The organism is Cellulosilyticum sp. ST5 (assembly GCF_046529625.1).
GTDB lineage: Bacteria > Bacillota > Clostridia > Lachnospirales > Cellulosilyticaceae > Cellulosilyticum > Cellulosilyticum lentocellum.
On the sequence record NZ_CP132338.1, the window covers coordinates 1,424,331 to 1,436,457 of the forward strand.

At 35.1% G+C, this 12,127-nt stretch carries 11 protein-coding genes; 2 read left to right on the plus strand and 9 right to left on the minus strand.

From position 1 onward, the window contains the following. Positions 1-13 precede the first annotated feature (13 nt). Complete coding sequence (prmA, locus tag QTL86_RS07050) at positions 14-982, minus strand: 50S ribosomal protein L11 methyltransferase (RefSeq protein WP_127066606.1); 969 nt, start codon at positions 980-982, stop codon at positions 14-16. 160 nt (positions 983-1,142) lie between these two features. On the opposite strand from prmA, the gene QTL86_RS07055 reads away from it, so the two are divergent. Beyond that, a complete protein-coding gene (locus QTL86_RS07055; protein WP_013657139.1) occupies positions 1,143-1,334 on the plus strand; it encodes a hypothetical protein in 192 nt (63 codons plus the stop codon). Positions 1,335-1,424: 90 nt separating this feature from the next. Here QTL86_RS07055 and dnaJ read toward each other — a convergent pair whose 3' ends face one another. The 8 genes from dnaJ to gpr all read right to left on the minus strand — a co-directional run bounded on the left by dnaJ (position 1,425) and on the right by gpr (position 11,617). Beyond that, positions 1,425-2,585, minus strand: coding sequence for a molecular chaperone DnaJ (dnaJ, locus tag QTL86_RS07060; protein ID WP_127066605.1), 1,161 nt, complete (start codon positions 2,583-2,585; stop codon positions 1,425-1,427). A gap of 106 nt (positions 2,586-2,691) precedes the next feature. After that, complete coding sequence (gene dnaK / locus QTL86_RS07065; RefSeq protein WP_127066604.1) at positions 2,692-4,536, minus strand: molecular chaperone DnaK; 1,845 nt, start codon at positions 4,534-4,536, stop codon at positions 2,692-2,694. 27 nt (positions 4,537-4,563) lie between these two features. Beyond that, positions 4,564-5,136, minus strand: coding sequence for a nucleotide exchange factor GrpE (gene grpE / locus QTL86_RS07070; protein ID WP_127066603.1), 573 nt, complete (start codon positions 5,134-5,136; stop codon positions 4,564-4,566). A 17-nt stretch (positions 5,137-5,153) separates the two neighbouring features. Beyond that, positions 5,154-6,191 (minus strand): heat-inducible transcriptional repressor HrcA, encoded by a 1,038-nt coding sequence (gene hrcA, locus QTL86_RS07075; protein WP_127066602.1) that lies wholly within the window; start codon positions 6,189-6,191, stop codon positions 5,154-5,156. 111 nt (positions 6,192-6,302) lie between these two features. Continuing rightward, on the minus strand, positions 6,303-7,433 hold the full coding sequence (gene hemW, locus QTL86_RS07080; protein ID WP_410496866.1) for a radical SAM family heme chaperone HemW: 1,131 nt from the start codon (positions 7,431-7,433) through the stop codon (positions 6,303-6,305). Positions 7,434-7,444: 11 nt separating this feature from the next. Continuing rightward, on the minus strand, positions 7,445-9,259 hold the full coding sequence (lepA, locus tag QTL86_RS07085; protein WP_013657133.1) for a translation elongation factor 4: 1,815 nt from the start codon (positions 9,257-9,259) through the stop codon (positions 7,445-7,447). An 83-nt stretch (positions 9,260-9,342) separates the two neighbouring features. Continuing rightward, a complete protein-coding gene (locus QTL86_RS07090) occupies positions 9,343-10,545 on the minus strand; it encodes a stage II sporulation protein P (RefSeq protein ID WP_127066600.1) in 1,203 nt (400 codons plus the stop codon). 58 nt (positions 10,546-10,603) lie between these two features. Further along, positions 10,604-11,617, minus strand: coding sequence for a GPR endopeptidase (gpr, locus tag QTL86_RS07095; protein ID WP_127066599.1), 1,014 nt, complete (start codon positions 11,615-11,617; stop codon positions 10,604-10,606). A 215-nt stretch (positions 11,618-11,832) separates the two neighbouring features. On the opposite strand from gpr, the gene rpsT reads away from it, so the two are divergent. Further along, positions 11,833-12,096 (plus strand): 30S ribosomal protein S20, encoded by a 264-nt coding sequence (rpsT, locus tag QTL86_RS07100; protein ID WP_013657130.1) that lies wholly within the window; start codon positions 11,833-11,835, stop codon positions 12,094-12,096. Positions 12,097-12,127: the final 31 nt, after the last annotated feature.

Below are 12,127 nucleotides of genomic sequence, written 5' to 3' on the forward strand. Positions count from 1 at the left end.
TCACCCTTCTCGTTTAAAAATCAGCCATAATGGCTACCCAATCATTTTTCTCTGTCATATGTTTTACCGTAAATCCGACACTCTCCAAATGTTCTTTCACTTCCTCACTGCGATCACTAATAATACCTGAAGCAATGAGTGTTCCTCCTGGTTTGAGGAAGTCCTTTAAAAGTTCCTTCATGCCAATAATGACGTCTGCCACAATATTGGCTACTACTACGTCATAACAACCTTGTCCAATGGTCTTAACTAATGCTTCATCTGCTATAACATTGCCACAATGAAGTGCAAATTGGCCTTGTTTCATACCATTTTGTATAAAATTATCTTTTGCAATATCGACTGAATTTTGATCAATATCTACTGCTGTTACATGTTGTGCACCTAATAAAAGTGTTGCAATCGATAAAATACCACTGCCGCATCCCATATCAAGTACTTCGGCATCTGGCTTAATGATTTGTTCTAATTGTTCAATACAAAGTTGAGTCGTATAATGTTGACCGGTTCCAAAAGATGAATTAGGATCTATTTCTAAAATCATTCGGTTTGTATTTTCATTATAACTTTCCCAAGTAGGTTTAATAACAAATTTCTCACCTACTTCAAAAGGTTTAAAATACTTTTTCCAGTTATTTGCCCAGTCTTCTTCGTTAACGTTACCTAGACTCATTTCTAATGAGCCGTAATCTGCTCCTTCAGGTGAATCTTTCATACGTTCTAACGTCTTTTTAATTTCCTTAAAAGTTTCTTGTCCTTGCATATTCTCTGCTAAATAGAATTTGATATTAGTCGGACAATCTTTAAGTTTTTCTACATCTTCATCCATGTAATCCCAAGTTTTACCTTGATAAGTTAAAAATTCATCAAAATCATCAGGATCTTGAATCACAAATCCCGTAACGCCCAGTTGTAATAATATACCTGTTATTGTTTCTAATCCTTGTTTGGATGTATCTATAGTTACTTCTAACCAATTCATTATTTCATCTCCATCTATCTGTAATAGTTCATATTATAAGTGAAAGTATTTTATAATTCAAGCTATGTCCATTTTCACCCTCCTTCATACCATTTTCCACATAAATTGGATGTATGATTCGCCTTGTTATTTGTAACATTAACATAAAGGAGGTGTTTTTATGACTAATGGTAACTTCATTAATTATGTTTTTATTTATGGACAAGTTATTTTGCAACTTATCATGTATATTGCTATTATTTATTTGATTTGCTGGCCATTACGAGATGTCCTTTATGCTATAAGAGACTATCTCAAATCACATGAATCTTTTTCAAAACAGGAAATAGAACACACTTCTAAAGAAGCTTAGCCGTCCTTTCCTTATGCATAAGAATAAAAGGCTATACCTTTGAAGATTATCCAAGTGTATAGCCTTTTGCTTTTACTTCTTATCTTTACATTATTTATTTTTTTTAAAAATGTGTTGCCAACCTTTTTTAGATTCTTCTGCCTGCTCGCCTGCTTCCGGTTCAAATTCTCTTAGGATGCTTTTTTGCTTTTCAGTCAGATTCTTTGGTACTACAATATAAACTTCTACATATTGGTCACCACGCTGTTTGCTATTACGTAAGCTTGGTATACCTTTGCCTTGTAGTCTAAATTTAGAAGAAGTTTGTGTACCTGGTTGAATGGTAAATTTCACATTACCATCTAAAGTTGGAATAGAAAGCTCTGCTCCTAAAGCTGCTTGAGTAAAGCTAATTGGCATACGCATATAAACATCTTGGCCATGACGTTCAAATACTTGATGTGATTTGACTGAAACTGTTACAAGTAAGTCACCTGCTGGTGCTCCTGGATCTCCCACTTCACCCTTGCCAGATACACGTAACGTCTGACCATGGTCAATACCTGCTGGAATAGATACAGTTACTTTTTTAACGGTTCTTACTTTACCATGCCCATGACAAGTCGTACATTTTTCTTTAATGACTTTACCTTCGCCTTGGCAAACATCACAAACCTGTTCTGTTTGCATCATACCCATAATCGTACGTTGTGTCACTACAACACGTCCCGTACCACCACATTTTGTACATGTAGATGTAGAGGTTCCAGGTTTAGCTTTGGTACCATTACATGTGCCGCAGATTTCAGAAGTATTAATAGAAAGTTCTTTTTCGCAGCCAAAAGCGGCTTCTTCAAAGCTAATTTGAATGGTCTGTCTAATATCAGCCCCTGGTCTTGGGCCTCTTGAACGTCTACGATTACTACTTCCACCAAAGCCACCACCAAACATACCATTTAAAATATCTCCAAGGTCGATGTCCCCATCGAAGCCACCAAAACCGCCAAAACCACCAAAGCCGCCAGCACCAGCACCGCCAGCACCTTGTTCAAAAGCGGCATGGCCATAGCGATCATAAGCTGCTTTTTTATCAGGATCACTTAAAATCTCATAAGCTTCTGTTACTTCTTTAAACTTAGCTTCTGCTTCTTTATTATCCGGATTAGCATCTGGATGATATTTTTTTGCTAATTTACGATAAGCTTTTTTTATTTCTGCGTCCTGAGCCGATTTATTTATGCCGAGGACTTCATAATAATCTCTTTTATCCACGCTTTTCACCACCACTACTCAAATTTATTATCTCATTTATTTGTCCTTATAAGTGAACACAGAAACAGTCAAAGAGACGTACTCTTTGACCGTTTCATACTCTATCTTATTCTTCTTTGAAATCAGCGTCAATGACATCGTCATCTTTTGCACTGCCACCAGCTGCTGCATTTGGATCTTGAGCGCCCATATCTGGTGCTGCTTGACTATATAATTTTTCAGAGATTCCATAGAATACTGTTGTTAACTCTTCTTTAGCTGCTTTAAGTTCAGCAACTTGTTCATCAGTCATAGCACCGATAACAGCTTTTTCATTAAGTTCTTTTAATTTTGTAAGTGCTGCATCCACTTTAGCTTTATCATCAGCTTCTAATTTATCTTCCATGTCTTTAAGCATTTTTTCTGTTTGGAATACCATACTGTCTGCTTCATTTTTAACATCGATAGCTTCTTTACGTTTTTTATCTTCAGCTGCAAATTGTTCTGCTTCTTTAACAGCTTTTTCAATTTCATCATCACTAAGATTTGTGCTAGCTGTGATTGTAATGTGTTGTTCTTTACCTGTTCCAAGGTCTTTGGCAGATACTTTAACAATACCATTAGCATCAATATCAAATGTTACTTCAATTTGTGGTACCCCACGTGGAGCTGGCATAATACCATCTAATTTAAAGTTACCAAGCGTTTTATTGTCATTAGCCATTGGTCTTTCACCTTGAACTACATGAATATCAACGGCTGGTTGATTATCTGCTGCTGTTGAGAATACTTGTGATTTCTTAGTTGGGATAGTTGTATTTCTAGGAATAACTGTTGTAGCTACACCACCCATTGTTTCAATACCAAGTGAAAGAGGTGTTACGTCAAGAAGAAGAATATCTCCTGAACCAGCTTCACCAGAAAGTTTACCACCTTGAATAGCTGCTCCTACAGCAACACATTCATCTGGGTTAATACCTTTGAATGGGTCTTTTCCTGTAATACGTTTTACAGCATCTTGAACAGCTGGAATACGTGTAGAACCACCAACTAATAATACTTTATCAAGTTCTGAAGCGTTAAGACCTGCATCGCTAAGTGCTGTTCTAACTGGTCCCATTGTTCTTTCTACTAAATCTTGTGTTAATTCGTCGAATTTAGCACGTGTAATGGTTACATCTAGACTCTTTCCTTCACTGCAGATAAATGGAATAAGTACATTGGCACTTGTTTTTTGTGAAAGTTCTTTTTTAGCTGTTTCAGCAGCTTCTTTTAAACGTTGCATTGCTACTTTATCAGCTGAAAGGTCAATGCCTTCTTGTTTTTTGAATTCTGATACTAAATAATCAATTACTTTTTGGTCAAAATCATCTCCACCAAGGTGATTATCACCGCTTGTTGCAAGTACTTCAATGACACCATCACCGATATCAATAACAGATACGTCGAATGTACCACCACCAAGGTCATATACCATAATTTTTTGTTCATGTTCATTATCAAGACCATAAGCTAAAGCAGCAGCTGTTGGTTCATTAATAATACGTTTTACATCAAGACCTGCGATACGTCCAGCATCTTTAGTTGCTTGTCTTTGGCTATCTGTGAAGTACGCTGGTACAGTAATGACTGCTTCTGTTACACTTTCACCAAGGTGAGCTTCTGCATCAGCTTTTAATTTTTGAAGAATGATTGCTGAGATTTCTTGTGGAGAGAATTTCTTATCATCAATATTTACTTTGTAGTCTGTTCCCATGTGACGTTTAATGGAGATTACTGTTCTTTCATGATTTGTAACAGCTTGACGTTTTGCCACATCCCCTACAAGTCTTTCACCAGTTTTACTAAAACCAACAACAGATGGTGTTGTTCTATTACCATCAGCATTAACGATAACAACTGGTTTTCCACCTTCCATAACAGATACACAAGAGTTTGTTGTTCCTAAGTCAATTCCTATAATTTTACCCATGATTATTTTCCTCCTACTAAACTAATATTAATTTGCTACTTGGACTAAACTATGTCTAATCACTTTTTCTTTATATAAATAACCTTTTTGAAGTTCTTTAGCAATGATATTTTCTCCATAAGCTTCATCATCTATGTGCATAATCGCATTGTGAAGATTTGGGTCAAATTCTTTGCCTTCTGCTTCAATTGATGTTACATGCAACTTTTCAAGCATACTCATTAACTGTTTATAAATCATTTCCACCCCTGTATAGAAGTTTTTATCTTCACTTTCTACTTGAAGGGCACGTTCAAAGTTGTCAATAACAGGTAATAACTCAGCTACTGTATTACTTACTGCAAAATCATAGCTATCAGATTTTTCTTTTTCACTACGTTTTCTGTAGTTATCAAACTCCGCCATTAAACGTTGTAAGCGTTCAAGATATTCTGCTGATTTATCTGATTCTTCCTTTGTTTCTTCAGGTATTTCTTCTACAACTTCAGCTTCTACAGCTTCAGTCTCTTTAGGATCTTCTACTTCAGCAGATGCACTTTCTTCTACTTCTGACACTTGATCAGCCTCTAGTACTTCATCAACTTTTTTATTTTCCTCCATGATTTCACCCTTTCACGTTAAGAGTCATTCATTTCTCTTAACATATTCGTTATATGATGAGAGACGTATTCAAGTACTGAAACGACTTGACCATAATCCATACGTGTTGGACCAATAATACCTATGTTACCAATGGTATGTTCCCCTATGCTGTAACTTGTTGTTACTACACTACAATCTTTCATTGGAGTTAGTATATTTTCTTCTCCAATACGGATTGTAATGGTGTTAGGTGGTGTATGATCTAACACTTGTAATAAATATGGCTTTTCTTCCAATACTTTAAATAATTCTCTTGCTTTTTCTTTGTTATTGAATTCCTCAAAGTCAAGAATATTATTGGCACCACGTATATAAATATCTGGCATATCTTCTTGATGCAAGGTTTTATCAATAGCCTCTAATACACTTCCTGCAATGGTACTGTATTCTTTCATTTTTTCTTCAATAGATACTCGTATTTTATCCAAGCTAATTTGACTTAGTGTGCTTCCTTTTATGCTTTCATTTAAAATGTGTGTTAAAGCGTTACACATATTAAAATCAATAGCTTTAGGTGTAGGGATAATGTGATTTTTCACGCTATTCGTATCTGTCACAATCACACATGCTACAGAATGCTCATCTATTGGAACAAGTTGAAGGTGCTTAATACGTACTTGAGTAATAGAAGGTGTACTAGCAATGGTTGCACAATTAGTGAGCATTGCAATAAGTTTAGCAGTTTCTTCCACTAGTGTATCAATACGATTCACTCTTTCTTTGATCATCTTTAAAATGATCTCTTCTATTTCTGGTTCAATGTGTGTACGTTGCATCATACCATCTACATAAAGGCGATATCCTTTATCAGAAGGAATTCTTCCTGCAGAAGTGTGTGGCTGCACAATGAGACCGAGTTCTTCTAGGTCTGCCATTTCATTACGAATGGTAGCAGAACTAACGCCTAAATCGTACTTCTTAGAAATAGTTCTAGAACCAACAGGATCTCCTGTTTCTATATAATCACGAATGATTGCTTCAAGTATTTTCAGCTTACGTCCGTCTATATCCATCCTATCACTTCCTTCTTGTTGTTAGCACTCACCATTAACGAGTGCTAACTATAAAATAAAGATATCACTAAAATTTTCAGTTGTCAATATCCTATCTAAAGAATTTTGTATTTATAAAAAAGAAGCAAAAACCTCATTACAAACATCTAAACCATAAGGTGATAAATAGATTCTTTCTTTATCTTTTACAAGTACATTATATTTTATCCATTTGGTTAATTGTTCGTTATAAACTTGCCACACACTTTCTCCGAAACGTCTCTCAAATGCTAATGTATCAATACCTTGAAGTAAACGAAGCCCCAAAAACATGTATTCTTGCATTGCCATTTCTTTAGTAAGTTGCTCTTCTTCTTTCCTTAGTAAGGAAAGATTACCTGCTGCTGATAAATACGCTTCCATATTTGTTTCATTATAATATCTAGCATGATTCATCAACGAATGTGCTCCTAGGCCTATTCCTATATACGGTTCTAATTGCCAATAAATTGCATTATGCTTACAACTCTTACCTGGCTTTGACCAATTTGAAATTTCATATTGAATATAGCCCTTATCATTTAAATAACGTTGCGCTGTATGATACATTCGGCGATCCAACTCATCCGATGCTACTTCTAATTTGCCTTCTTCATAAAGCTTATAAAAAGTTGTACCTTCTTCTATAATCAGCGCGTAAACAGATAAGTGTTCTATATCATAAGCCGTAACTGTATTTAAAGTCTCAAGAAAGGCCTCTTCTGTTTGTCCTGGAAGTGCAAACATTAAGTCTGTATTAATTTCCCATGAAGTATGTTGCTTAATAAGCCGTATACTTTCTTCCCAATCCTTAAAGGTATGAATTCTTCCGATTTTTCTTAGTAAGTCATCATGAGTAGACTGTAAACCTAAGCTTATTCTAGTAATAGGATACTTTCTTAGAACCTGAAGCTTCTCTATATCTATTGTCCCTGGATTAGCTTCAATGGTCCATTCAGCATCAGGCTCTATATTAAAACATGACACAACAGCTTTTAATAATTTGTCCAATAAAAGGGGTGGTAGTACTGTTGGAGTACCACCACCTATGAAAATGGACTTTATAGTTGTGCCACTTACTAGATCTTTTTTAGTTTGTTCCATTTCCTGAATCAGTGCATCCACGTAGGCTTCTTGTTTTTCATGTCTTTTAAAAGATAGGAAATCACAATAATAGCACTTAGATGCACAAAAAGGAATATGGATATAAAGTCCAATTGGCATAATCTATTCCTCTATTCATCTAATTTAAGTACGCTCATGAAGGCCTCTTGTGGTACTTCTACGTTACCTACTTGACGCATACGTTTTTTACCTTCTTTTTGTTTTTCTAATAATTTACGCTTACGTGAAATATCACCACCATAGCATTTTGCAAGAACGTCCTTACGCATAGCACTGATTGTTTCTCTAGCAATGACTTTATTACCAATAGCTGCTTGAATTGGAATTTCAAATAAATGTTTTGGAATTTCTTTCTTGAGCTTCTCAACGATTTTTCTTCCTTTATGAACTGCATTTGTTTCGTGAACAATTAAAGAAAGAGCATCTACAATTTCTTTGTTAACTAAGATATCTAATTTAACTAATTTAGATTCTTGGTAACCTTTCATTTCATAGTCAAAAGAAGCATAACCTCTTGTTCTTGATTTAAGCGCATCAAAGAAATCATAAATAATCTCATTAAGAGGCAAATCGTAATTGAGCACGGCACGTGTGGCCTCTAAATATTCCATTCCGAAGTAGATTCCCCTTCGCTCTTGGCAAAGTTCCATAACAGCTCCCACATATTCTGTTGGTACAATAATTTTAGCATTAACCATTGGTTCTTCCATATATTTAATGTAAGATGGATCTGGTAGATTAGCTGGATTAGAGAGTTCAATGACCTCTCCATTAGTCTGATGTACTTTATAAATAACATTTGGTGCTGTTGTTACAAGGTCTAAATTGTATTCACGTTCTAAACGTTCTTGGATAATTTCCATATGAAGTAGTCCCAAGAAACCACATCTAAATCCAAAGCCTAAAGCAATAGAGGTCTCAGGTTCAAATACAAGGGCTGCGTCATTAAGCTGAAGCTTTTCTAAGCTATCACGAAGGTCGCCATATTTTGCACCATCTGCTGGGTAAAGACCACAGTACACCATTGGATTAGCTTTTTTATAACCAGGTAAAGGAGCATCAGCTGGATTAGTGGCATCTGTTACTGTATCTCCTACATGCGTATCTTTTACATTTTTAATACTTGCTGTAAAGTAACCTACTTCTCCTGGAATTAAGCCTTCTTCACTTGGCCTAAATTGTCCGGCACCAAAAGTTCCTACTTCTACCACATCAAATTCAGTCTTGGAAGCCATCATACGTACACGCATACCTTGCTTAAGTGTTCCTTCTTTAATTCTGCAAAATACAATAACTCCTTTATAAGGATCATATAATGAGTCAAAAATTAACGCTTTAAGTGGTGCATCCATATCACCTGTTGGTGCTGGGATATGAGTCACTATTTGTTCTAATACATCTTCCACATTAAGTCCTGTCTTAGCTGAAATGAGTGGTGCATGACTAGCATCTAACCCAATAATGTCTTCTATTTCTTCTTTGACACGTTCTGGGTCAGCACTTGGTAAATCGATTTTATTAATAACCGGCATAATTTCTAAATCATGCTCTAAGGCTAAATAAACATTAGCAAGTGTTTGTGCTTCAATACCCTGTGCTGCATCTACAACTAACACAGCACCTTCACAAGCTGCCAGGCTTCTAGATACCTCATAGTTAAAATCAACGTGGCCTGGAGTATCAATTAAATTAAATACATACTCTTCCCCATCTTTTGCTTTATATACCAACCTTACCGCTTGTGATTTAATGGTAATCCCTCGTTCTCTTTCTAAATCCATATTGTCTAGAACTTGTTCTTGCATTTCGCGTGCTGTAAGTGTACCCGTCATTTGAATAATACGGTCCGCAAGTGTACTCTTACCATGATCAATATGGGCAATGATAGAGAAATTTCTTATTTTCGATTGTTTTGAAAGAGACATTTTGCCCCTCCTTATTTCTTTTGTCTATTCTTTTCGTTTCATTATAGCATAGCCCTTCTTTTTGTATCAATCTTTTTGTTTCATTAGCTTTTTCCTAGAACTTTAGCTAAAATTTGTGCCATAGGTTCCACAGCATTAAGAGCTTCTTCTCCTGTATTAGTTTGTGCCCCCCATTCCATTAAAAGAGACTGAGGTTTCATATGAGTACTATAACGCCATTCATCACAGAAAATTTTTCTCGAAAAACCTGGATAATATTCATTGGCAGTTAAAAGTGTTTGAAGGGCAAAAGCTAAATTATCACCTAGATATGGATTGGGTAAATCCACTTTATTTACAACTTGGCCTGCCACATTACGATTGCGACATAAAGGGGCTACCAACATCACCTTAGCTGTTTGTTTACCATTAATATCTGTCACTAAATGGACTTTGTCATCTACCCCATCACGGTGTAAATCAATGGCTACAGATATAGAAGGGTTTTCTTCGATTACTTGCTTAATCTTTGCCTCCATTCGTTCATATTCTCCACCTGTAGGAAACTTTCCTTTATTACTTTCCTCATAAAAAGAGTCCTCTATATGTAATACAGCAATATCATATTCATCTTCTAATTCTTTTTTTAATGCCTCTGCCACCTCTATAACAGTTAGTCCACCCATATAATCTTCTCTAGAATGTGTATGGAAAATAAGAACTTGAGGTCCTTTTATAGATTCATTTAAACGTATAGGTTGCTGAGCAAGCTTAGAAAAATCCCATTCCTTTATCATATCTACTCCAAATTCCATTTCTGCTGAAGCAGTCATATAACGATTAAATACATATTGTGGATCTTTAAGAGCTTCAATTGAAACCTTCTCCTGTACTTGAGAAGTTCTATCATTTTGTGTTTCTTTTACTTGCTCATTAGTTTGTGATATTTTTTGATTTTTTAAATCATTAGGTGTAAAATAACCCACTATTTCATTGTAAGAGGCTTTAAATCCTTCATTTTCTTCTATATAAGGAATAGCATTAGCAAGCAAACTTAAAGGTTCTCCAATTATAACACCAGAAAATAAATAGCCATATTGTTTAAAGAATATGGTTTTATATGTTGAAGAAGATTTAGGTAATGCCTCAGAAAAAAAAAGCTCTCCGACTGGGTATCCTTTAAGCTGCAAGCTATATATATTAATCATCAATGAACTAATAATACCTATATAAAGAATCATTTTTTTATAGCCGTTTAGTCGAAAATTAATCTCATAGTGCTTTATAATCTTTTCAAGTTTTAACACATATATCCCCCCCTACACCATTCTTTATTATTGTATAGGCTTGTATATTATTTTATGACTAATAAGTATATTTATTAATATCTTTTAATGTCATGCCAGGATGAACTGCTAGATTAATACCATTAGCTACAATGCTTGATAAATATTCCATCACCTCATCTATTTCTTTTGGTGTTACAAATAAATCACTTATTTCAGGATAAATACTTTCTTTTATTAATTGATAATGTTCCTCTTCTGTTAAGTCTTTTAATACATCATAAAAAGGTGAATGTTCAGCTTGCTTTAGCATATGCGAAATAAGATCATTTAAAGCATCGGAAACTAAAGTCACTGTATCTACTACAGTAGGTACACCTACAGCAATTACTTTGCATCCAATAGTAGCTTCATTAAGTTCCTTACGCTTATTACCTACTCCTGCACCAGGAGAAATACCTGTGTTTGTAATCTGAATCGTCGTATTAATGCGTGTTGCACTTCTAGCAGCTAAAGCATCAATGGCAATAATACAATCCGGTTTAACATTGTCTGCTACACCACGTATAACTTCTGCTGTTTCTATACCAGTTAGTCCCATAACACTAGGTGCAAAACTACTTAAATAACATACACCTTCATCTAGAAGCTCTGGTGCTTTAAGTGCCATGTGTCTGGTTACAAATACTTGATTAGCTACTTTGGGACCTAATGTATCAGGCGTAGCAAAACGATTACCTAATCCAATAACTAATATATTTAATGGGTCTTGCTTTTTTTCTGGCAAAAGGGATTTAATAGCTTCTGCCAGCACACTAATTATTTTTTCATGAAGCTCTGGATTATTTTGCTTTAAGCCATTTGATTCAATAGTAATATAATCCCCTATAGGTTTCCCCATATTTTTTTCGCCTTCTGTATTTAATATACATACCTTTGTTACAGCTAAGGCTCCTTCTTCCAAGGCTTTTTGTTTAACTTCTACCCCAGGTATTTCATAAGAATCATCCCTATCTAACTTAAGGGCATTACTAATTTCAATTGCCAAATCTGTTCTTGGCGAGAAATTTCCTACTTTTTCATATCCATCCATAAATTCACTTCCTTTTTTTCGGCTTTGCCTTTACTCTGTTTAAAAGATTGATTATAATGTTTAATGGCAAATATCTTACGTACATTAGGTAGTTTGACCATTATTTTTATGGGTATACATTGACTTTGTCCGGTATTTATACTATAATGAGTCCTGTTAAAACCGTTCATAGTTCCCCAAACCGTGTCCAAGAATATGAATGGAGGTGCCATCAAATGGCAAATATTAAATCAGCAAAAAAACGTATCTTAGTTATCGCAACAAAAACTGCACGTAACCGTGCAATTAAATCAGCAGTTAAAACTCAAATCAAAAAAGTTAGATTTGCAGTAGAAGCTAATGATCAAGCTGCAGCAAAAGTAGCTTTAGTAAATGCAGTTAAAGCAATTGATAAAGCAACAGCAAAAGGAATCTTCCACAAAAACGCTGCTGCTCGTAAAAAATCTTCTTTAACACGTTTAGTAAATACACTTGCTTAATAAGATGCAAAAATAAAAAGACCTCTTTCGA